At 43.2% G+C, this 24,004-nt stretch carries 14 protein-coding genes, 2 tRNA genes and 3 rRNA genes; 9 read left to right on the forward strand and 10 right to left on the reverse strand.

Annotation, left to right across the window (positions count from 1 at the left end):
* Entirely contained in the window at nucleotides 1–837 is an 837-nt protein-coding gene (locus AC0L6H_RS11880; protein WP_473389183.1) for a purine nucleoside phosphorylase YfiH/LACC1 family protein, read from the forward strand.
* Nucleotides 838–960: 123 nt separating this feature from the next.
* Nucleotides 961–3,534, forward strand: coding sequence for an ATP-dependent chaperone ClpB (clpB, locus tag AC0L6H_RS11885; RefSeq protein WP_473389184.1), 2,574 nt, complete (start codon nucleotides 961–963; stop codon nucleotides 3,532–3,534).
* A 64-nt stretch (nucleotides 3,535–3,598) separates the two neighbouring features.
* Here clpB and AC0L6H_RS11890 read toward each other — a convergent pair whose 3' ends face one another.
* Together AC0L6H_RS11890 and xdp1 are read right to left on the reverse strand one after the other, a co-directional pair.
* Nucleotides 3,599–6,394: a tetratricopeptide repeat protein gene (locus AC0L6H_RS11890; RefSeq protein ID WP_473389186.1), complete on the reverse strand. Its 2,796-nt coding sequence runs from the start codon at nucleotides 6,392–6,394 to the stop codon at nucleotides 3,599–3,601.
* A 77-nt stretch (nucleotides 6,395–6,471) separates the two neighbouring features.
* On the reverse strand, nucleotides 6,472–7,284 hold the full coding sequence (gene xdp1 / locus AC0L6H_RS11895) for an exosortase-dependent surface protein XDP1 (RefSeq protein ID WP_473389187.1): 813 nt from the start codon (nucleotides 7,282–7,284) through the stop codon (nucleotides 6,472–6,474).
* A 331-nt stretch (nucleotides 7,285–7,615) separates the two neighbouring features.
* On the opposite strand from xdp1, the gene pssA reads away from it, so the two are divergent.
* From pssA to rrf, 6 genes are all read left to right on the forward strand, one after another.
* Entirely contained in the window at nucleotides 7,616–8,449 is an 834-nt protein-coding gene (gene pssA / locus AC0L6H_RS11900; RefSeq protein WP_473389188.1) for a CDP-diacylglycerol--serine O-phosphatidyltransferase, read from the forward strand.
* 390 nt (nucleotides 8,450–8,839) lie between these two features.
* Nucleotides 8,840–10,371 (forward strand): 16S ribosomal RNA (locus AC0L6H_RS11905).
* 112 nt (nucleotides 10,372–10,483) lie between these two features.
* A tRNA-Ala gene (locus tag AC0L6H_RS11910) sits at nucleotides 10,484–10,559 on the forward strand.
* A gap of 19 nt (nucleotides 10,560–10,578) precedes the next feature.
* Nucleotides 10,579–10,655, forward strand: a tRNA-Ile gene (locus tag AC0L6H_RS11915).
* Between the two features lie 666 nt (nucleotides 10,656–11,321).
* A 23S ribosomal RNA gene (locus AC0L6H_RS11920) occupies nucleotides 11,322–14,209 on the forward strand.
* A gap of 446 nt (nucleotides 14,210–14,655) precedes the next feature.
* Nucleotides 14,656–14,771 (forward strand): 5S ribosomal RNA (gene rrf / locus AC0L6H_RS11925).
* The 16S, 23S and 5S rRNA genes sit together here with 2 tRNA genes alongside, the layout of an rRNA operon.
* A gap of 217 nt (nucleotides 14,772–14,988) precedes the next feature.
* Here the strand turns inward: rrf and tnpC are convergent.
* From tnpC to tnpA, 3 genes are all read right to left on the reverse strand, one after another.
* Nucleotides 14,989–16,533 (reverse strand): IS66 family transposase, encoded by a 1,545-nt coding sequence (tnpC, locus tag AC0L6H_RS11930; RefSeq protein ID WP_473389190.1) that lies wholly within the window; start codon nucleotides 16,531–16,533, stop codon nucleotides 14,989–14,991.
* Between the two features lie 87 nt (nucleotides 16,534–16,620).
* Complete coding sequence (tnpB, locus tag AC0L6H_RS11935; protein WP_473389191.1) at nucleotides 16,621–16,971, reverse strand: IS66 family insertion sequence element accessory protein TnpB; 351 nt, start codon at nucleotides 16,969–16,971, stop codon at nucleotides 16,621–16,623.
* The gene (gene tnpA / locus AC0L6H_RS11940; protein WP_473389192.1) at nucleotides 16,968–17,282 is read right to left on the reverse strand and encodes an IS66 family insertion sequence element accessory protein TnpA; all 315 of its coding nucleotides are present in this window, start codon (nucleotides 17,280–17,282) and stop codon (nucleotides 16,968–16,970) included. Before tnpA ends, tnpB begins: the two co-directional genes overlap by 4 nt.
* A gap of 420 nt (nucleotides 17,283–17,702) precedes the next feature.
* On the opposite strand from tnpA, the gene AC0L6H_RS11945 reads away from it, so the two are divergent.
* Nucleotides 17,703–18,293 carry a DTW domain-containing protein gene (locus AC0L6H_RS11945; protein ID WP_473389194.1) on the forward strand — a complete coding sequence of 197 codons (591 nt, stop codon included), beginning with the start codon at nucleotides 17,703–17,705 and terminating at the stop codon, nucleotides 18,291–18,293.
* Here the strand turns inward: AC0L6H_RS11945 and AC0L6H_RS11950 are convergent, their stop codons facing one another.
* From AC0L6H_RS11950 to AC0L6H_RS11970, 5 genes are all read right to left on the reverse strand, one after another.
* On the reverse strand, nucleotides 18,294–18,503 hold the full coding sequence (locus tag AC0L6H_RS11950; RefSeq protein ID WP_473389195.1) for a penicillin-binding protein: 210 nt from the start codon (nucleotides 18,501–18,503) through the stop codon (nucleotides 18,294–18,296).
* A gap of 122 nt (nucleotides 18,504–18,625) precedes the next feature.
* Nucleotides 18,626–19,450 carry a spondin domain-containing protein gene (locus AC0L6H_RS11955; protein WP_473389196.1) on the reverse strand — a complete coding sequence of 275 codons (825 nt, stop codon included), beginning with the start codon at nucleotides 19,448–19,450 and terminating at the stop codon, nucleotides 18,626–18,628.
* 227 nt (nucleotides 19,451–19,677) lie between these two features.
* The gene (locus AC0L6H_RS11960; RefSeq protein ID WP_473389198.1) at nucleotides 19,678–20,148 is read right to left on the reverse strand and encodes a hypothetical protein; all 471 of its coding nucleotides are present in this window, start codon (nucleotides 20,146–20,148) and stop codon (nucleotides 19,678–19,680) included.
* A gap of 14 nt (nucleotides 20,149–20,162) precedes the next feature.
* On the reverse strand, nucleotides 20,163–21,404 hold the full coding sequence (locus tag AC0L6H_RS11965; protein WP_473389199.1) for a hypothetical protein: 1,242 nt from the start codon (nucleotides 21,402–21,404) through the stop codon (nucleotides 20,163–20,165).
* Between the two features lie 90 nt (nucleotides 21,405–21,494).
* The gene (locus AC0L6H_RS11970) at nucleotides 21,495–23,969 is read right to left on the reverse strand and encodes a glycoside hydrolase family 2 protein (RefSeq protein ID WP_473389201.1); all 2,475 of its coding nucleotides are present in this window, start codon (nucleotides 23,967–23,969) and stop codon (nucleotides 21,495–21,497) included.
* Nucleotides 23,970–24,004 lie beyond the last annotated feature (35 nt).

The raw sequence follows: 24,004 nt of genomic DNA on the forward strand, positions 1-24,004 counted from the left end.
TTGTTCTTACCGCATGCCCCATTAGCGAACAATGTCTTTTGTTTTTGTACAAGCGTGCATGGTGGGGTAAGTGAAGGACCTTATAAATCCTTTAATTTAGGCATGCACGTTGGCGATAATAGTCATCGCGTTGCGACTAATCGAGCTTTATTAAAGTCGATAATTACGCAGCAAGTCAGCAATCGTCTCGATGATGACAAAACAGATATCGAGATTTCACTTGCACCTATCAAATGGCTACAGCAAACCCACTCGTCAATTTTGGCTAACTATGCAGACTTGCCTGATGTCACCGGCACGATAGATGCAAAAGACCCCGAAAATATCCCAAACACAAGTGTCGAATTGACAAGTGCACTAGCTTGTGACGGAGTATTTACAACAGATACCAATACACCGCTAGCGGTAATGACAGCTGATTGTTTACCGCTCGTTTTTGCCTGTACAAAGTCAGGAAAAATTGCTGCTGTACATGCTGGTTGGCGAGGACTTTTGAATGGCATCATAAGCAACACACTGCAGGAGTTTAGTCATAAATCAAGCCTTAGCGTGTGGATAGGACCTAGTATTTCCCAGGCAAATTTTGAAGTATCACAAGACCTTATCGAAAACTTTGGTAAATATAAAAATCAAATAAAACCAACTGGGCAAGTAGATAAATTCTTAGTCGATTTAGCCGCTATTGCGATTCAACAATTAAATGCACAGGGTGTTGTCAATATAGAGAAATCACCCGTGTGTAGCTACGCCAGTAATGACTGTTTTTCTCATCGAGCTGCTAATCACCAAGGTTCAATAAATACAGGACGGATGGCAACAGTTGTTGTTCGTATTTAACGCCCGCCACCCATCACCAAGTTTCTTAATTTCTTAACAATTACGCTTATAATTTCTTTAGTCACTTGAATTGCCAAGTCTTTATACCCACATATAAAGTAAGGAAATATAGGAGAGACCCTTATGCGTTTAGATAAATTTACCAGTAAATTCCAAATTGCGATTTCAGATGCGCAATCACTTGCGCTTGGTCGCGATAATCAGTATATCGAACCCATTCACTTGATGTCAGCGCTGCTGAACCAAGAGGGTACGAGCATTAGAGCATTGCTTGAGCATACCGGCATAAACCTAAATAGTTTACGCTCCTCTTTAAATGAAAGCGTAGATAAGCTACCAAAAATTCAAGGCCCTGATGCTGAAGTGCAACTCGGTCGTGATTCTATTCGCTTGTTGAATATGTGTGACAAAATAGCACAGCAGCGAAAAGACGATTATATTACGTCTGAAATTTTTGTTTTGGCGGCAATTGATGATACCGGCACGCTTGGCAAAATGCTGACGAAATTAGGCTTAAATAAAAAGAAAATTGAAGCGGCCATAGACCACGTGCGCAACGGACAAAAAGTCACAGACCAAAATGCTGAAGACGTTCGACAAGCGCTAGAAAAATATACCAGCGATCTAACTGAAAGGGCAGAACAAGGTAAGCTAGACCCTGTCATTGGCAGAGACGATGAAATTCGACGAACAATTCAAGTACTTCAGCGCAGAACGAAAAATAATCCCGTACTCATTGGGGAACCAGGGGTAGGTAAAACCGCTATTGCAGAGGGTTTAGCGCAGCGTATTATCAATGGTGAGGTACCTGAAGGACTGAAAGACAAACGCGTCTTATCGCTAGATATGGGGTCTTTGCTAGCAGGAGCAAAATACCGAGGAGAGTTTGAAGAACGGCTAAAATCAGTCTTAAATGAGCTTGCAAAAGAAGAGGGCCGCGTGATCCTTTTCATTGATGAATTGCACACCATGGTTGGCGCAGGAAAAGGTGAGGGAGCAATGGACGCAGGTAATATGTTAAAACCTGCGTTGGCAAGAGGTGAACTTCACTGTGTAGGCGCAACGACTCTTGATGAGTATCGCCAGTATATTGAGAAAGATGCCGCATTAGAGCGACGTTTTCAGAAAGTCTTAGTAGAACAACCTTCAGTTGAAGACACGATCGCTATTTTACGAGGTTTAAAAGAACGCTACGAGCTTCATCATGCTGTAGACATAACAGATCCGGCTATCGTTGCGGCGGCGAGTTTATCTAATCGTTATATTAGCGACCGCCAGCTCCCTGACAAAGCAATAGATTTAATAGATGAAGCCGCGTCTAGCATTCGTCTACAAATCGATTCTAAACCAGAAGAAATGGACAAGCTTGAACGTCGTATTATTCAGCTAAAACTTGAAGAGCAGGCTTTAGCCAAAGAAACTGATACTGCTAGCCACAAGCGCTTGGAAATTATTGAACTTGAGCGCGAGCAGGCAGAAATTAAATATGCTGAGCTTGAATTGGTCTGGAATAAAGAAAAAGATGCAATGCAGGGCACCCAGGGTATTAAAGCAGATTTAGAGCAAGCGAAACTCGATTTAGAAATTGCCCGACGGGCATCAGATTTGAGCCGAATGTCAGAGTTACAGTATGGAAAAATTCCAGCTCTTGAACAAAGGCTTGAACAAGCGGCAGAAAACGATATCGCTGAACATACCTTGTTAAAAAATAAAGTGACTGAAATTGAAATAGCTGACGTTCTCTCGCGCTGGACAGGCATACCGGTAAGCAAAATGTTAGACGGTGAAAAAAATAAGCTAGTTAACATGGAAGCGGCGATAGGAACGCGCGTTATTGGGCAGCAAGAGGCCGTTAGGGCTGTTTCTGATGCTATTAGACGCTCTCGTGCGGGTCTTGCAGATCCAGACAAGCCTATGGGGTCATTTTTATTCTTAGGCCCAACGGGCGTCGGGAAAACTGAGTTGTGTAAAGCATTAGCAAACTTCATGTTTGATACTGAAGAAGCGATGGTCAGAATAGATATGTCCGAGTTTATGGAGAAACATTCTGTTTCTAGACTGGTTGGTGCACCGCCGGGCTATGTTGGCTATGAGGAAGGTGGTTATTTAACCGAGGCTGTGCGACGCAAGCCTTACTCGGTGATATTGTTAGACGAAGTAGAAAAAGCGCATCCTGATGTGTTTAATATATTGTTGCAAGTATTAGATGATGGACGCTTAACTGACGGCCAAGGTCGTACGGTTAACTTCAAAAATACGGTTATCATCATGACCTCTAATTTAGGTTCAGACATTATTCAAGCGCAAAGCGGAGAAGAAAACTACCTACAGATGAAAAACAGTGTCATGGAAGTTGTAGGTAGTCATTTTAGGCCTGAATTTATTAACAGGGTTGATGACATCGTGGTCTTCCATCCATTGGGTAAAGAAGAAATTAAATCAATTGCAAAAATACAGCTGGCATCTTTACGTCAGCGCTTGCATGACATGGGTTACAAGTTAGAGGTCTCTGGTGCTGCACTTGATAATCTAGCGTTAGCAGGATTTGACCCAATCTATGGTGCGCGGCCGCTGAAAAGAGCAATACAAATGAAAATAGAGAATCCTTTGGCTCACGCGCTATTAGACGATAGTTTGTCAAGTAGTGACACGGTGACCATTGACTGCAATGAGCAAGGAGATTTTGTTATTAAATAGGTGGTCGTAAAAGTAGCTTAAATTCGTTTAAGCTACTTTTCTACTTTACCACAGTGTTTGCCGGCTACGATGCCGAAACAGCCTGTTCTAAGGTCCTATTCAGCTCCAAGGCTTCAGGCCGCTTTTTAAAGTCAGGAAAATCACTCAATAGCAATTTAAGTTCACGTCGGCTTTCTGAGTCTCTACCGAGCTTGTGCAGCGCGAATGCGACTCGATAACGCAAATCTGGGTCTTGCGCATTCATCGAAAAAGACTGCCTAAGCAGGCTTAATCCTTGTGTATATTCTCCGCGAAGTACCGTAATCCAACCTAGTGTGTCTAGTATGAATGGGTTATTTTGGACCATTTCATAGGCTTGTTGCGCAAAGTTGTAGGCGGCATCTATCTTCTCTTCAGTAACATATATGTTAGCTAAGTTATTTAGCACCATCGGTAAAGGGGTGTATTCTACTTGCCCAGAAATACTTACATAAGCATTTTTGGCTTTCACATATCTGTCTCTTGCAAAATAAAAATCGGCGAGTAGATGAATGGCAAAGGTATTTTTATCAGGGTCTCTGCCAAGGAAGTCAAATGTTTCTAGGAATTTCTCTTGTTTAAATCCTCGATTCGCAAGTTGATACGCTGCTATCAGTGCAGGAGCAAGCGTATTATTAACCCTTATAGCATTTAAATAGTGCCCAGCGGCCTCTTCATCTGCGCCTTGCGCCATCGCTAGGTCACCCTGCAATAATAATACATCAGGGTTATTTGGCGCTACAGTCCTCAACCAAGCTATTTTAGTTTCAGCCATGGCCATATCTTTTTTAACTAAGGCGAGTTTGGCTAAATTGCGGTTAATAAATAGATTTTCAGGGTTTATAGCATCAGCGCGCTGCAAGGTTTCTATTGCGCCATCGAGATCTGCATATTGTCCTTGGATGTCAGACAACGCAAACAGTGATTGCGAGTCATCTGTTAATAATCCGTACAACATACGAAGTTCTTTATGGGCTTCATCTTCTCTACCTAATTCAAATAATAAGCCGGCGCGTTGACGAATTAACTCGATGTTTGTTTTATCATCCTTGAGTAATTTTGTAACTCTTATAAGCGCATTGTCCAATTCGTTGGTGGCAATATAGAGTTTCACGAAAGCTTGGTCTATTTTAACATTGTAGCGGGTTAAGCTTTCAGCTTTACTTATGGCATCGAAAGCCCCTTCGTACTCTTTTAGGGACGTTAACACATTCGCGTAAAGCAAGAGTAAATCTACGTCATTTTCACGCTTTCCCATTAAAGCTAGGGTTGTTGTCTTAGCTAAATTAAGGCGATTAGTCAGGTAATAGATATGGCTCAAGTTAAAACTCGCGGCAAAATGTGTCGCTTCTTTTGCTAATATTTTTTCATATATTTCTTCGGCTTCTCTAAACTTGTTCTGTTTTTTAAGAATTGAAGCCTCTAGATTCAAAAAATCACTATTATCAGGATGTACGTCAAGTAAGCGTGTAACAATTCGCGTAGCTGCATCCAAGCGGTCGCTCTGAATAGCCAATACTGCTTGTTGCGCCATAACTGATAGTTGACTTGAGTTCAGGTTGTTTAAGTTTTCAAGGGCAAGATTTATTTTACCTCTAGAGGCCAGTAAATTTGATTCTGCTTGGACAAATATGACTGAATCTCCATGAGCCTCTCGGTTTCTTAAAATAAGTGAACTACACTTGTGATTAAGTTTTGTTTTGACATACGTCCCGCATAATCTGGCCACTAAATTAACATCACTGTCTATTTGCTTAGGAAATCGTTCAAGCGTGTTTGCGGCAGCTACAAACGCGCGTTCACGCTCGTATATGTCGGCAAGTAGTTTTGCTGCTTCAAAGTTAGTGGGATTTCTATTTACATATTGTTCTAGCTGTCCGCGTGCAATCTCAAGGTTATTGGCAGCATAATTTGCCATTGCACTTACAAAAAGAGTGTAATCTTGTTTTGCTAAATCTGAGGTGTCGATTAAGCTCAATTGGTTTACTAAGTCGTTCAATACCTCTTTTGACAAAGCTGCTTCACCAAGTTCACCCGCAATCCAACTGAGTAACAAGTTTGCCATTGGATCGTTGGGCGTTGTCTCTAGTGTTGTCATTAACATTGTTTTAGCCAGCTGATAGTCGCCTCGTTCAGCATAAGCACCAACCAATTCTCTTAAAATAACGGGGTGAGATTGAGCGATTTCTTGGCCTTTTTCTAACGCGTCTATTTTCTCATCTTGCATACCTAACTGTCCGTAATATAAGCCAAGCAATTCGTAGGTATTTGAATTTGCATTATCGATTGCCATAGATTCATCTAGCCTTCTTTTGGCTAAATCGTAGTTTTTGGTGGCAATGTAATAACGGCTGGCACTGTTTAGGACGTTGACGCTGGTAGGCGCTACATCATATGCAAGTTGGAAGTATTCTTCCGCTTTTAAGTATTCTTCTCGTTGTGCGTAAGTTCCTGCTTTTGCACTTCTTAAGAAGCCCTTTTTATTTGGCGATAACTGATTGTCGGGTATATCTAATATGCGACCAGTATCACCTAGTACCATTAATACTCGGATATATGATTCGAGAACCAAGTTTAGATCAGCACCTAAGGCTAAAGACTCTTCAAATTCAGATAATGAATCCAGGTAATAGCCAGATAAAGCCAAGGCTTCGGCCATTAACATTTTCGAGGGTAGGTGGTCTTCGTCCTTTTGTAAACTGCGTTTTAAATACAGGTAACTTTCATCAATATTTCCACTTTCATACGCAGTATAAGCTTTTTCGTAATCTGCATTTTCTTGCGCAATGGCGCAACTTGAGAGCAGTACAAACAATACGAGGGCAACACCTTTTAAACTCATAACACTTATCTCTTTGTATTAATTGTGGACAAAAAAAGCTGATTATATCAGCTCTTTTCTTTTTTTCGAAATAGCGCTTAGCTTTTTCTTCGATAAGCCATAAATGCTAGCATGGTCAACAACATACCTGCCGACGCTGGTGCACTTACTGGATTGGTATCAGGATCTTTTGGCTTAACAACCACGTTTAAACCACTAAGTTTGAAGGCATCGTTATCATCAGTCCAATTTGTTGTTGGGCTAAACGCTTTGCTAAACGCACCAACTAGCCAATGTTTTGAATAAACATCTGCATCGTGTACCGAAAAGTCTCTAGGAGATGATGACCCAACACCATATTGGTCAACTAAGTCCCAACCTTGGTGGAGTATATCACTCCAGTTACTATCGCTAGCAAAGCCAGTAAATTGAGTTGTGTCTGTATAGGCAAGAACTGATGAATCGAAATCATCCCAAACCCAGCCAACACCAAAGCCTGTAATTTTCACGGCATGATCGAAAGTAAGAAGCACCATATCGTTATCAATATCATGGTTCCTGCTGTTGTTATCATTTGTGTTATCAATAGCATGGTTAGGTTCATTATTTGTATGGTCCTCGTCTCGATTCGAAACGCCCAAGCCTGATGACCAGCTTTTTAGTTTCGCAGATTCGATGCAAGAATCGACATCATCGTTGTTTTTTCCGTAAACGGTACCGCAACCATCACCGGTAGAAGACCAAGCGCTAATTTGCACATTAATACCATTACTGTTTGTGACAGTTTGTACATGCCCAAAGTTGGTATTATTGATGCCCATTGAGCCAGAAAAATCCCATACTTGCCCACCAGCGAATGACGACATTGATGCTGCAGCTATCATTGACGCGAAAATTAACTTCTTGATCATAATTCGTAATACCCGAAATTTTATTTGTTAAGCATTTAGCGCATAATAATTTTGATTGTTAACGCCAAATGTACGATCTATTGATGGCAACGCTGCAAAATTTAAGCCACTTGTCCTAAGCTGCTGATATAGCGCTAGAAATAAACTTATTCCTTTTCAATAAAACGCCTTGGTGTAAAAGAAGCTGACACAAAGCTGAATAAATACTGAACACGACAACATATATTCGATTTTACTGTGAGCCAATTTTCTGAAAAGTATACAAAGTAAAAGGTATGTATAAGTATGTAACAAATTTGATATACTACGATCAACTATTTATGGAGTCATTATGAGCGAAACAAAATCTAAACCTCGTGGTATTTACTTATTACCTAATCTGTTAACCACGGCGGGACTTTTCTCTGGGTTTTACGCGGTTGTTATGTCAATGAATGGCCAGTTTGAAAACGCAGCGATAGCGATCTTCATTGCCATGATATTTGATGGCTTAGACGGGCGAGTCGCCAGAATTACAAATACTCAGTCTGACTTTGGTGCCGAATATGACTCAATGGCCGATATGCTGTCCTTTGGTGTCGCACCAGCATTAGTGGCATATAATTTTGGTTTGAGTGAATTAGGGAAGTTTGGATGGCTTGCTGCATTTATATATGTAGCGTGTGCTGCGCTGCGCTTGGCAAGGTTCAATACACAGGTGGGCACCGCTGATAAAAGCTATTTTCAAGGCTTAGCAAGCCCAGCAGCGGCTGCAGTGGTTTCAGGCATGGTTTGGGTGAGTATGGATTATGACATTAGCGGTCATGATTATGGGATCATAGTAGCAATTGTAACGGGATTGTCTGGCTTATTAATGGTAAGTAATTTTAAATATAATTCGTTTAAAGAGTTAAATTGGCATGGAAAAGTACCATTCGTAGCTTTATTACTAATAATGCTTATCTTCATTATTGTCGCGACAGCTCCTTCATTAGTATTATTTATTGTGTTTATCCTCTATTCTATTGCTGGGCCAATAAATACTTTTAGAACAGTTGATAAGGTAACCTTAGAAGATGTGGTTGGTGAGGCCGAAGAAGACGCTGATTTCTTAAAGACGAATGACGAAGAAAGTAAAAAACAAAGCGATATGAGTGACGAAAACGACGCTCAGGCTAAAAAATAAGCGTTAAACCTAAATAAATGCAATTTTTAGCAATTTTTGGTTGACCCCCTGATTTTATTATGTAGAATGCGCGCTCGCTTCAAGGACACATCGTTAGGCTTTGATTACAAAGGCTAACAAACGTATTTGAAGTGTCAATATTTATGCGTCATTGCGATGACGTTTTCGTAAAATGACTTGCAAAATTATTTGCAAAAAAGTTTACAAAAAGTGTTGACAAAATTTGCGAGTGACGTAGTATTCGCATCCCGCTTGAGGAGAGGCATAGTCCACCTCACAGCGAGTTAGCCGTCAGGCTAACAATGTTCTTTAACAATTAGTAGCAAGACAATCTGTGTAGGCACTCGTCAAGAGTGTCTGCGACAAAAATTTATTTGTAATTTCAGTATTTAATTGAAGAGTTTGATCATGGCTCAGATTGAACGCTGGCGGCAGGCCTAACACATGCAAGTCGAACGGTAACATTTCTAGCTTGCTAGAAGATGACGAGTGGCGGACGGGTGAGTAATACTTAGGGATCTGCCCTTTGGAGGGGGATAACCATTGGAAACGATGGCTAATACCGCATATTACCTACGGGTAAAAGGGGGCTTCGGCTCCCGCCAAAGGAGGAACCTAAGCGAGATTAGCTAGTTGGTGAGGTAAAGGCTCACCAAGGCGACGATCTCTAGCTGTTCTGAGAGGAAGATCAGCCACACTGGGACTGAGACACGGCCCAGACTCCTACGGGAGGCAGCAGTGGGGAATATTGCACAATGGGGAAACCCTGATGCAGCCATGCCGCGTGTGTGAAGAAGGCCTTCGGGTTGTAAAGCACTTTCAGTTGTGAGGAAAGGTGTGTGGTTAATACCCATATACTGTGACGTTAACAACAGAAGAAGCACCGGCTAACTCCGTGCCAGCAGCCGCGGTAATACGGAGGGTGCAAGCGTTAATCGGAATTACTGGGCGTAAAGCGCACGCAGGTGGTCATTTAAGCCAGAAGTGAAAGCCCCGCGCTCAACGTGGGAAGGCCTTTTGGAACTGAATGACTAGAGTCTTGGAGAGGGGAGTGGAATTCCAGGTGTAGCGGTGAAATGCGTAGATATCTGGAGGAACATCAGTGGCGAAGGCGACTCTCTGGCCAAAGACTGACACTCATGTGCGAAAGTGTGGGTAGCGAACAGGATTAGATACCCTGGTAGTCCACACCGTAAACGCTGTCTATTAGCTGTTTGTGGATTTAATCCGTGAGTAGCGAAGCTAACGCGATAAATAGACCGCCTGGGGAGTACGGCCGCAAGGTTAAAACTCAAATGAATTGACGGGGGCCCGCACAAGCGGTGGAGCATGTGGTTTAATTCGATGCAACGCGAAGAACCTTACCTACTCTTGACATACAGTGAACTTTCCAGAGATGGATTGGTGCCTTCGGGAACACTGATACAGGTGCTGCATGGCTGTCGTCAGCTCGTGTCGTGAGATGTTGGGTTAAGTCCCGCAACGAGCGCAACCCTTGTCCTTAGTTGCCAGCATTCAGTTGGGCACTTTAAGGAGACTGCCGGTGACAAACCGGAGGAAGGTGGGGACGACGTCAAGTCATCATGGCCCTTACGAGTAGGGCTACACACGTGCTACAATGGCGAGTACAAAGGGAAGCGAACCTGCGAGGGTAAGCGGACCCCTTAAAGCTCGTCGTAGTCCGGATTGGAGTCTGCAACTCGACTCCATGAAGTCGGAATCGCTAGTAATCGTAGGTCAGCATACTACGGTGAATACGTTCCCGGGCCTTGTACACACCGCCCGTCACACCATGGGAGTGGGTTGCAAAAGAAGTAGCTAGTCTAACCTTCGGGAGGACGGTTACCACTTTGTGATTCATGACTGGGGTGAAGTCGTAACAAGGTAACCCTAGGGGAACCTGGGGTTGGATCACCTCCTTACCAAAAGTCAACGATGTTTTTGACTGAGTGCTTACACAGATTATTTTGCTACTAAGAAAAGAAGAGAAACCATACCTTACCGGTTTGTTATCGAGTAATTGATAGACAAGACGGGGCTATAGCTCAGCTGGGAGAGCGCCTGCCTTGCACGCAGGAGGTCAGCAGTTCGATCCTGCTTAGCTCCACCATCTACTACAGACGAACAGCAGGCTTGTAGCTCAGCTGGTTAGAGCGCACCCCTGATAAGGGTGAGGTCGGCAGTTCAAGTCTGCCCAAGCCTACCAGTTTGGTAGCGTATATTTGGTATGGTAAGTAAACCTTAATGAATAAGGTCATGTTTGTAAAAACGAGAGATTATTCATTAGGGTTTTTTAAACTCTCAAAAGCAAAAAAGGGGTCAGTGTTACTTATTGACGTCGATTTTGTGAATAGAATGGCGAAGTGTAATTAACACTGACCCCATTTTAGCTCTTTAACAATTTGGAAAAGCTGATAAAAAAAGTAATCTATATTTAAAAGTAAGAGAAGTGATGAAAATTGCTTGTATGTACATGAAAGTGTGACATACGAAACGATTTTCTCAAGAGCTACTCTATCTGACAAAATGTAAATTCGTGCAAGTGCAAAGAAGACATAGAATGCTCACAGAGTATTGTATGCCCTCATTGCGCAAGATTTCCATTCACACAAGCGGTGAATGAAAATTTGCACGAACGATTAGCAAAACTTGTCACCATACGATTTAACGCGCTTTGAATTACAAAAGCGAAGCGTTAAATAAACACGATTTCCATGATACGGCGAGCTTAATAAAGAAGATAATGTGAACGCATTCTCCACTTTAGCGAGCGAATAACTGTTCAGCAGGGTTCCCCTGCGGTTAAGACAGTTATGGCGCCCACTTGCGTAAGCAAGTGCTTGTGGTAAAAAGCGCTTTATAAGGGTTGTATGATTAAGTGACTAAGCGTATACGGTGGATGCCTAGGCAGTTAGAGGCGATGAAGGACGTGTAAGTCTGCGATAAGCGTTGGGAAGCTGACAAAACGCGTTATACCCAACGATTTCCGAATGGGAAAACCCAGGTCTTAGGACCTATCGTTAAGTGAATTCATAGCTTAACGAAGCAAACGAGGGGAACTGAAACATCTAAGTACCCTTAGGAAGAGAAATCAAACGAGATTCCCCTAGTAGCGGCGAGCGAACGGGGAGCAGCCGAATCAGTATGATGTAGCAGAATGTGTTGGGAAGCACAACGATACAGGGTGATAGTCCCGTATGTGAAGCATCATATTGGTCATATTAAGTAGGTCGGGACACGTGTTATCCTGATTGAAGATGGGGGGACCATCCTCCAAGGCTAAATACTCCTAACTGACCGATAGTGAACCAGTACCGTGAGGGAAAGGCGAAAAGAACCCCTGTGAGGGGAGTGAAATAGAACCTGAAACCGTATACGTACAAGCAGTGGGAGCACCTTCGTGGTGTGACTGCGTACCTTTTGTATAATGGGTCAGCGACTTATATTTAGTAGCAAGATTAACCGTATAGGGGAGTCGTAGCGAAAGCGAGTGTTAACTGCGCGTTTAGTTGCTAGGTATAGACCCGAAACCCGGTGATCTAGCCATGGGCAGGTTGAAGGTTGAGTAACATCAACTGGAGGACCGAACTCACTGATGTTGAAAAATCAGGAGATGACTTGTGGCTGGGGGTGAAAGGCCAATCAAACCGGGAGATAGCTGGTTCTCCCCGAAATCTATTTAGGTAGAGCCTCGGACGAACACCATTGGGGGTAGAGCACTGTTAAGGCTAGGGGGTCATCCCGACTTACCAACCCTTTGCAAACTCCGAATACCGATGAGTGCTATCCGGGAGACACACGGCGGGTGCTAACGTCCGTCGTGAAGAGGGAAACAACCCAGACCGCCAGCTAAGGTCCCAAAATATTGCTAAGTGGGAAACGATGTGGGAAGGCTAAGACAGCTAGGAGGTTGGCTTAGAAGCAGCCACCCTTTAAAGAAAGCGTAATAGCTCACTAGTCGAGTCGGCCTGCGCGGAAGATGTAACGGGGCTAAGCAATATACCGAAGCTGCGGATTTGTCTTAGGACAAGTGGTAGGGGAGCGTTGTGTAAGTGGATGAAGGTGAGCTGTAAGGCTTGCTGGACATATCACAAGTGCGAATGCTGACATGAGTAACGATAATGGGGGTGAAAAACCCCCACGCCGGAAGACCAAGGTTTCCTGTCCCATGCTAATCAGGGCAGGGTAAGTCGGCCCCTAAGGCGAGGCAGAAATGCGTAGTCGATGGGAAACAGATTAATATTTCTGTACTTATATAGTGAGTGAAGGAGAGACGGAGAAGGCTAGGCAAGCATGGCGTTGGTTGTCCATGTGAAAGTGCGTAGGGCGTTTGATTAGGCAAATCCGGTCAAACATTAAACCTGAGACACGAGACGAGTGACTACGGTCGCGAAGTTGTTGATGCCCTGCTTCCAGGAAAATCTTCTAAGCGTATTGCTATATGAACCGTACCCCAAACCGACACAGGTGGTCAGGTAGAGAATACTAAGGCGCTTGAGAGAACTCGGGTGAAGGAACTCGGCAAAATAGTACCGTAACTTCGGGAGAAGGTACGCCCCTGTTTGTGATGAGCTTTACGCTCTAAGCGAATGGGGGCCGCAGTGACCAGGAGGCTGGGACTGTTTATTAAAAACACAGCACTGTGCTAAATCGAAAGATGACGTATACGGTGTGACACCTGCCCGGTGCCGGAAGGTTAATTGATGGGGTTAGATAGCACTTGTGTTGTCGAAGCTCTTGATCGAAGCCCCGGTAAACGGCGGCCGTAACTATAACGGTCCTAAGGTAGCGAAATTCCTTGTCGGGTAAGTTCCGACCTGCACGAATGGTGTAACCATGGCCTCGCTGTCTCCACCCGAGACTCAGTGAAATTGAAATTGCAGTGAAGATGCTGTGTACCCGCACCTAGACGGAAAGACCCCGTGAACCTTTACTACAGCTTGGCACTGAACATTGACCCTACATGTGTAGGATAGGTGGGAGACTATGAAACGTTGTCGCTAGATGACGTGGAGTCAACCTTGAAATACCACCCTTGTACGTTTGATGTTCTAACACGGGTCCCTTATCGGGATTGTGGACAGTGTCTGGTGGGTAGTTTGACTGGGGCGGTCTCCTCCCAAAGTGTAACGGAGGAGCACGAAGGTTGGCTAATCCTGGTCGGACATCAGGAGGTTAGTGCAATGGCATAAGCCAGCTTAACTGCGAGACAGACACGTCGAGCAGGTACGAAAGTAGGTCATAGTGATCCGGTGGTTCTGTATGGAAGGGCCATCGCTCAACGGATAAAAGGTACTCCGGGGATAACAGGCTGATACCGCCCAAGAGTTCATATCGACGGCGGTGTTTGGCACCTCGATGTCGGCTCATCACATCCTGGGGCTGAAGTCGGTCCCAAGGGTATGGCTGTTCGCCATTTAAAGTGGTACGCGAGCTGGGTTTAGAACGTCGTGAGACAGTTCGGTCCCTATCTGGTGTGGGCGTTGGATGATTGATGGGAGCTGCTCCTAGTACGAGAGGACCGGAGTGGACGAACCGCTGGTGTTCGGGTTGTGATGCCAATTGCATTGCCCGGTAGCTACGTTCGGAATCGATAACCGCTGAAAGCATCTAAGCGGGAAGCGAGCCCAAAGATGAGTCATCCCTAGCGATTTAATCGCTTTGAAGGGTTGTTGTAGACTACAACGTTGATAGGCAGGGTGTGGAAGCGTAGTAATGCGTTAAGCTAACCTGTACTAATTGCCCGTAAGGCTTAATCATACAACACCTTATCAAGTGCAAATATTTATTCACTGCTTTTGTGAATCAATATCTTGCGCAACCGATGTGTGCATGTTCCATGGGAACGGTAGGACATCATCGGTAGCTAATGTGTTGTTGTGACAAGTGACTAATCAAGATGTGAAATAGAGTAGCGTCTCTTACTTACTAAAATAGTAGATGTTAAGCACATGGTGACGATAACAAGTCGTCATTCCTGCGCAGGCAGGAACCTCCTTGGGCAACCGCGGAGTGTCAAACATCTATCCCATTACTTTTTTATATTCCTCACTGTTGAGGAGGTTCCCGCCTTCGCGGGAACGACGGTACTTCGTCGTAAATATGAAGTGTCGTAACAGCTTTTTCAAATGAAAGCGCGTTGTTTTGATAACGGCGTGCTAAGTCGGAGCCCCTCAATCAAGTTGAGGGCGCTTCGCGCTTTTTTGTCTGGCGACAATAGCGATACGGTACCACCTGATCCCATCTCGAACTCAGAAGTGAAACGTATTAGCGGCGATGGTAGTGTGGGGTTTCCCCATGTGAGAGTAGCACATCGCCAGACTCCCAATTAGAAAAACCCGCATAGCAAACGCTAGCGGGTTTTTTTACGCCTGCAGTTTGTGCAAAACCTCATTTTCAACGCAAATACCCTCGTATTCAACACAAAACCCCGCACATTCAACGAAGAAACGTCATTCCTGCGCAGGCAGGAACCCCCAACATTACACGGCAAAAGCCAAACATCTATGGGGTTTGCTAGGCTGTTGGGTAACCGTCGCCTAAAGACCGTCACCTAACTTAACATTCCAAGGCAGTAATTGCTCGATGTCAGGCTCAGGACATGTAAAGGCTTCGAGTAAATGGGTGATGTAATCGTAAGGCACAAGCCCATTGGCTTTGGCGCTCTCTACGATGGAATAGAGTATAGCGCTCGCTTTTGCACCGTTTGCAGTTTGTGAGAACAGCCAAGCTTTTCTGCCATTCACGAAGGGTTTTATTGAGCGCTCGGCGCGATTATTGTCGATGCTGAGGCGTCCATCAAGCGTATAGCGCTCAAGCTTTTCCCATTGATTTAAACAATATTGAATGGCGTCGCTTAAATCCGTTTGCCCTAACACTTGGCTTTTAGATTGAATGAGCCATGCTTTAAACTCATCAAGCAATGGCAGGCTTTGCTCTTGGCGAATGTGATAGCGCTCATCGATGGTTTTATCTTTGATGAGCGTCTCCACGCGGTATAGCTTTTTAATGTGGTTAATCGCCCAATTGATTTTGCCACTTTTGTTTTTGCCCATTGCTTTTTGCGCGTCAGTGAACTTGCGTCTAGCATGTGCCCAGCAGCCGATAATGGTCGCTTGTGTTTTATGATAACCAGGGTAGCCGTCAGCATGCATGTAGCCATTGTAACCGTCTAAGTAGTCCACTATTACTTGGCCGCCTCGACCACTGTTGTAATCAAACAGCACAATATTGGGAATATCGCTATCCACTATTTTACCGGCAGGCGAGTCCGCCCCGCAGCCATATAGCCACATGTAAGATTTTGCCTTATTATCGCCCACGACTTTGACAGTGGTGTCATCACTAAAGATAACCGGTTGCTCCAATAATATTCGCCGCATCATGTCGTATAAGATTTCGAAGATATTGCCACTTTTTATCATCCACTTTGACATGGTTTGCCGGCACAGCTCAATGCCATATTGGGCAAACATACTTTCTAACCGATAAAGCGGTAAGCCATATTGATATTTACTGGTAATGATTTGCGATATTAAGCTGGGTGTGGCATAGCCTTTAGGAATAATACTTGGCGGTACAGGGGCTTGTTTAATGCGATTGTGAGTGCCTTGTTGCTCGCACGCTTTACAAGCGTATTTCGGTCTTACATTCACAATCACTTTGATTTGGGCAGGGATAAACTCGATTTTTTCATTGGTGTCTTCACCAATTTGATGCAGCGGATGCTCACAGCAGTCGCAGAACTTATCTTCATCAGCGATATCATGAATAACGCGCTCACGAGGGATGTCATCGGCTATCTTCTCAGCTCGTTTTTTACGGCGAGTATAGGTGATTGTTTCGCTGTTATCGGCCCCAGCTTCGTCCGCTTGCTCAACAATCTCTTCTGCTTCGTTAAATAGCTCACCTTGCCCAGGGAAAGTATCACTGCTTTTGCCAAAGCGTTTTTGCTGCGCTAAGCGAAACATCTCAGTTAAACGCTGGTTCTTCGCATTTAATGCTTGGTTTTGCTCACGCAACTTAAGTACCATCTCTTGCAAGGCAGCGACGTCAGTAGGCAGTGTGTTCGGGGCTTTTTTCATGCCCTATATTTTACCTCAATGCTCTCCTAAATAACGGATTTTATGTAGATTAAATCGTGATCAATAAATTGTTTTTATGATCCTAAGTTATAAGCCCATGGATGTGTAATGAAGCGTGCTGTGCCCAATTACATCATAGCCTCCTAGCAGCCAAGTGAGCTGTTGTTCGCTTAACCTGAGGTGACTCATGTCGTTTAATTTAGGCCACTTAAACCGATTTTTTTGCAGCACTTTGTACCACATGGCAAAGCCCGTTTTATCCCAATAGACGATTTTGAGTTTGTCTTGTTTTTTATTGCAAAAGATAAACATCGCATCATCAAATGGTGACAACTCAAGCTCACATTCGATGATCACTAATAGGCCATTGATGCTTTTGCGGAAATCCACGAAGCCGGTGTGCAAATAAATATCGTTAGGCTCGACAAACATCTTCATGAAGCGAGGCCTTTAACGACTTCTGTTAACCAACTTGGCTCCGGTGAATGCAGCACGTTAATCACGACGCCTTGATATTGTAACGTGAGTTGAGGCGATGTCGCTGTCGACAGCGACTTATCTTTGGTCACTTTTACCCATGCCTTAGGATTGGGTTTGGACGACGGTTTTAGAATATCGCTTTTTCTGGCGTAAAACGTTTGCAGGTGGATCTTATGCTTGGCGCAATATTCGGGTGCTGTTAAGCCACTGGCTTTTTGGGCTTCTAACGTGGCTTTCCATTCTTTTTTGGTTTGGCGTTTTCTTCGCATGGTGTCCTCTATGAATTATCAAAGAGAACATTATGCGATGCTAAATCACTTGGCAGTAGACGGGGTTTGGGCTACGGTTACGCTGTTGGGGAGATCTTCGCCTGCGCGAAGATGACGGGAGTGGAGGCGGAGATGACGGGAGTGGAGGCGGAGATGACGGGAGTGAGGGCGGAGATGACGGGAGTGGAGGCGGAGATGACGGGAGTGGGGGCGGAGATGACGGGAGTGGGGGCGGAGATGACGGGAGTGGGGGCGGAGATGACGGGAGTGGGGGCGGTGATGACGGTGTCGTATGCGATGACGACGCTGGTGGGGGGCTGCAATGACGCGAGTAAGAATGGGATTAATGTAGGGTGCTTCTCGACGATGACGCTAAGGTTGCGTAAAATAAACGAAATCACTAAAGGGTGTTGAGGACTTATGGCTAAGCGAAAATATTGTAACAATTGTCATTATCCAACTAGCACTTGTGTTTGTGATGCAATCGAGAATATAGACCTACCTATTGAAATACTTGTGATTCAGCATAAGAATGAAGCTAAACACGCTAAAAGCACAATCAAGCTAGCTGTGTTGGTTACGCCTTCTATCGAAGTTATAAGCACTTCGAATGAAGAATACTTAATAAAGCGGATAAATCAATTAGATCCAGCAACAACGGTAGTACTTTATCCTACGCAAACTAGCCACGCCTTGGAAACGATAAACACTAAGCTAAATAAAATCTCAACGATGATCTTATTAGATGGTACTTGGAAGCAAGTTTACGGAATGTGGCGAAAATACCAAGTACTGAAGCAATTTAATTGTGTCCATTTTGATAATCCGCCAAAGCAACAATATGATATTAGAAGCTCAAACAAGAGTTACCAACTATCTAGCATTGAAGCATTGGCTCATGCCGTTAAACTTACTTGCGGCGTTAATCCTAGCTCCTATTACAAAGCACTTGAAAGACTCAAAGATAATTGGCTAAGCCATACTAACGGCGAACCTTCAAATAAGCGCTAGTTAATAATATGAGTTAGGGGTTGATGATGGATTAATCTCACCTGCCACCTCATCGGGGTCTACATCGTGTTCAATTAAGGTTTCACGCACATAGTTTATATGGTCCAACACGTCTTGATAATTATCTCCATACTCATATTTATTGACTTCTATAGCTTTAGGCATATATGTAAATGCAATTTTTAATGCGTGCAGTGATTCAGGTGTCATAAGTTGCTCATAGTTAATGTTATATAAATATAATACTCATAAACTAAGATAAACAGATCGCAAGTGTTAGGCTTATTTGACAAAAGCGAGCATAAGCTCGCTTTTGTCGCAGTGAAAATTAGCTAAGCTAATTTTCTTCTCAATAGAATAAAACCACCAATAAAAGTCGCAAAAATGCCAAATGTGGGAGCAGATACTTCCGTTATACGAATTCGCGCGACATTAAATCCACTAGCAGTGAAATCCGCTGCCAAGGCGTCTATAGTGGTTCCTGCAGGAGTTTGGCCACCAACTATACTCAAACCGCCTGCCAGCACCTGAAGTCCTTGATGAACACTAATAACGCTATTTTCAGCTTGACGACCTTGTGCACCCGCACCAATCAAAAACGGAGAGTCGTAGCCGATGTTTGCTTCTGTTCCTGCATCCCAAACCTGTGAACCCAATACCAGAATATCTAAACCAACAAAGTTACCCATCATATCAAAAAGAGAGTATTGGTCGGGCATCGCATTGCCAATAAAGGCATCGTTTGTAGGGATTAACATTGATAAAAAACTAAAATAGCCACTATCTACGTTGTTTATATTAAAAAATGCAGATGTTACTTCTCCAGGTTCAATAACCGGTGCACCTGCAAAACCTGCTGGTCCAAAAACAGCGCCATCCACGCCAGTAGACTCCATTGCGAATTGGGCTCTTATACCCGACATATCACCGCCTTCAGCCAAAGCCTGCACTGCACTTGAAGCCGTAGCACCAAGGTCAAAAGTATTGAATGTGCCATCATGGAAGCCGGTCCATACAGGAGTAAGGCTCAAGCCTCCTTCAGCAAACAAGTTACTCACTTCAATTTCAATTTCAGTTGCTTGTACGTTTTGTGCCATTGAAAAAAGCGCGATAGACGCGATAGCTAAGTTTTTATAACTACGTTTTATTAGTTTCACAGTATTTATCCCTACAATTTTAGTATTAGAATTTTGGTTACTATCGCGAAAATCGTTACAAGGTAACGGTTTACCGATGGCTTAATAATAAAAAAGAGTTATAACGAAATTATCACGCTCATGTGAAGAATGTGTACCGATTGTGCAAAAGCTTATTTTAATGATGCAAAAATGAGATCTAGCAAGAGCAAGGAAATCCTACTTGCTCATGCGCTAAGTTGAGACAGTCACTCGGGTGAGAGATTGTTTAAACGCTTTTCAAGTTGATAATAGTAAAGTGAGGGTATATTTCTGTAATAAATATTTTCACCTTCTATATAAGGATCTGGGCCATATTCTATTTTTATCGGTAGGTTTGCACTAACACCGATTATTCTGGCTAAAGGTCCATCTTTCATTCCGTTTAAAATGACTGGCTCATTACTATCATGGCCATTCTGAAAATATATTTGCATGTTCCAAATACTATTAAATGCAGCGTGAGATGGCTTCCAATAGCGTGCACCACCTCCCGCAAAAAGAGCATAAGTACGATCGCTGTTTAACGTAACATTCACTTTAATGGCATCGAAAAGATTTTGCTGATTAGCACCGCTATGTTGGTCGAGGACCGAGTGTTGGTCGACAATAGCATTTACATAAACACTTTTAGTCGCAAAAGTATTAAAAGATAAGGGATGTACAACATGGTTCTTCACATGGAGGTTTTCACTTAACACGTTGTGAACACCCCCATTTGCACAGAATAGTGGGCAAGTTTGTCACCGTCTGTGGTCACATTCTTAATGCTAAGGTTTGCCGCTTCTTCTAATAGTATGCCACTGTCAGCGTTAGTGACTCTTACATCGTCAACCCATCCATTATACAGGCGAGTTAAATAAATCCCGTTGAAGCCCTGTTCTAAATGATGTGCTATTCGCTTAGCAAAGGCAAAATTCATGCTGAAATGTTCAAATCCAATCTCACTTAAATGCTCCCAAGATGCTAAGTTTACTTTATGATCTTTTGTGATGTCATGCAGAAGTGGCGATCGTAACGTAACATTTTTACCATTAATTTTTACTATTTCAGTCTGTTGTCGAGCGATCGCAAGGTTTGTATTCTTCCAGTGGTGAGAACCAATGTTAGTCACTTTTTGAGCGTAAAGATCTTTTAAAATTTGGTCATTGATATCACCGGTGCCATTATACCATTGCAGTTCTATAATATCGCCAATGTTAAGTTTGCTAGAATCATTTACTACCAAAGACTTTTGCCCTTGTGTGCCTTTTAACGGTTTTGCAAGGGAAGCTATAGGTGTATCGTACCTATCAAGGTATTTTTTCACACGTACACCTTCAATTCTCGTCCAAAAGAAGCCCCCTGACCATGACCATTCAGTATAAGGAATATAAATATTATTCTTTTTCTCCTTTTGAATTTTATTGAGTTCAACTAAATATTCATTTAGTTCGTTCAACTCAGGTGCTTTTTCGTACATCAAAGGACGTGGAAAATAAAATTCAGTACCCGTTTTGCCGCTGCCAGCGCCCCGAATGATCAGGTTATTGCGATCAAAATATATAATTGAACTGATAATGTATCGACCTTCGTTAAATTGCAGAACAACAGGTGTAGTATCATCACGAAGCTCATCGAGTAACTTGATTAGTGCTTGACTGTCGTCTAAGCCGTCGTTTGCAATGATGCCATACTTGCTAACATCAATAAGCTTATGTCCTATACTGCTAGGTTGCTTTTCTCCATGATGATAGCCAGCATAAGAATAGTCAGGTAGGTAGGTTGTTTTTTGTAGCGCTTTGTCGCTAAGTATATTCGGTGTTTCAAATGTTTGTGAGTGTGCCGTTATTGTCAATAAACTAAGAACACTAGCACATAAAACGGATGACAAAGCGAACAAAATACGTGTCGATTTGAGACTCGCAACTGATTTTTTACTAGATGAAATAGGCATGCTTGCATCCTGTTTTATTAAAAACTTGTTTTGGGTTTAGCATAGTTACAGAACAGCTGACATGTTTCCATTGCCAACTGTGATTTAGGGTTAAGGGTTGATTTGAACGTAAACTCCTTTGATATTTTGCGTTCTAAATTCTATCGTGCTTGGTTTACCGTTCGACTCATACTCTATTTCGGCGTAGCCACTCCCCATTTCTATAATGCTACTTTTACTTGGTGTACCGTAGTTTTCAAGTAAGCGACCTTCGTCACCAATATTAAAAAAGTGCGCTCGTTCTTGATAGTCCAACACTCTGTTGCCATTTTTATCGAGGGCTTCTGCCTTTATTAACCAGCGATTACCTTCAATATGCTCTGCCGTTAGTCCAATACGGTCATACTTGCCGTGCTTACCAATCAAATAAGTGACCGTATGTTCGTCTTCGGCCACTCGATCTTCGTCATTAAAACCAATGACTTTTAAATCGTTTTCGCCATTATTGAAGGCGACTTTCCAAACCAAGCCACCAGCAGGCACTACACCTTTTTGTTTGTCTTTTTTACCTAAAGACTCGCCATTATGGAAAAGTTCGGCACTTTGGGTGTTGCAGTAAACCGTTACATCACGACCTTCTTTAGGGCCATTTCGATGTGTCCAAGTTTCAGACTCTATCTTACAAAAAGGGTCTTTTTTCCAATAGCTAGCAAATACCCAATACGCATCCTTAAAATTACCAGCTCTATCAACCAAGCCTTTTTGGTTCATATAGGGCAGTGGATTTGAGGGACGCAAGGGCGTGCCAAAGTCCTTAAATGCCCACTGTGCATTGCCAGCAAATCCGGCAAGGTTTTCAGAAACGTTTAAGTGCCAATCGAACAAATCAACAATGTAATTTTCATTCCAGTCGGTATCTTTAGCGACACTTTTTACAATCGCTTGGTTGACAGCTTCTTCAACTGATACTTGGGCGTCTACTAAGCCTTGCGCAGTGATAGGCGTTTCGGTATGACGCCCGACGTGGCTTGAACCACCATATTCCATATGCAAAAAGGCAGGGTATTTTTGCATGGCTTTTGTCAGAGCTTCTTCGTACTGATTATAAGACCCACCATACCAGCCGGCCCAAATAGAGGGAGAGAATGAATCTACAATATCAGCACCTGGATAATACTTACGAATACTGGTAAGGCGATATGGGTCCATCTCTTTTGTCATATCTTGAAGCTTTTGTAAGTAGGGATTGATGAGTGCAGTCTCGCCACCACCAGGAAAATCTTCCTCCCAATATATTTCATTACCCAATGACCAAAATATAATGCTTGGATGATTATAGTTTTGTTTTACCATCGCACTTAGTTGGTGCTCAGTGTTACGTTCCCATTCTTCACCGCCTTTACCACCTCTGCACCAAGGTAGTTCGTCCCATATTAGTAGTCCAAGTTCATTAGCGGCCTTATAGACTTCTGGATCTTGTGGGTAGTGTCCTAGGCGTACAAAGTTTGCACCCATGTCTTTTATCATCTGCATATCTTTGCGGTGTTGCTCGTTTGATAATGCCGCTCCTACACCAGCATGTTCTTCGTGGCGATGGGTGCCGCGGATTAAGAATGGTTTCCCGTTAAGAAAGAATCCTTGGTGAGGTTTCATTTCAAACCATCTATAGCCAATATTTTCAGTTTGCGTATGCACTAACCTGTCGTCTTGCAACATATCTACGCGCACTTTGTATAAATTGGGTGTGTCTGTTGACCACAACATTGGTGAATCAAGCTCAGGCAAATCTAATTCAACAGTATTACTCCCTGAACGCAAAGAAAGCGTTTTTTTACTCTGGTGTATTTTTTCATCACTAGGCGAAATAAGTGAGGCAACAATTGTATATTCGGTGCCACTATGTTCACTAATAATATCAGCTTTGATACTAGTTAAAGCGCTAGTTTCACTAACTTTAGGTGTGCTAACGGCAACGTAAGAAATATGATCTTTGGGTAAATGTTTTATCCATACGTCGCGAGTGATACCACCATAAAGAAAGAAATCAGATTTTTGAGACGGGATAAGGTTAGGGTTAAAGCGATTAGATACTCTGACCAAGATTTCATTGTCACCCTTATTTTTCATGTATTTTGAAATATCAAATTCAAAACCTATATAGCCACCTATGTGTTCACCGACCATATTGCCGTTGACATATACTTCGGTCTCGTAATTCGCGCCTTCGAAGTATATTTTTGTTGTCATGTTGTCTATGTTTTTCGGTGACGCCAGAGGTTTTTTATACCAACTGGCACTTCGTCGATAACCTGGTGCTGAGTCTACGGTATCGGTGGCGTTCCAAGTGTGGGGAATATGAATGCCTACCCACGCATCACTCTTTAGTGCGTCACTTGCTTTTGCATGATTTTCTTGCAGATATTGCCAGTCTTGGTTAAAAGGTAAGGTAATTGCGCTTGTATGTGGTGTAGACGCAGAGGCAAGGGTAAAACAACTTAACTGGATGCAAAATACGGCGAAGGCTGCGCCAATCCATTTTTGGGGCGTAAAAAAAGCATGTAATGCGATATTAGGTAATACTTTCATAAAGTTAATCCTAACAGCCAATAAACACTGGGGAG

This window comes from Glaciecola sp. G7-5 (assembly GCF_055808975.1).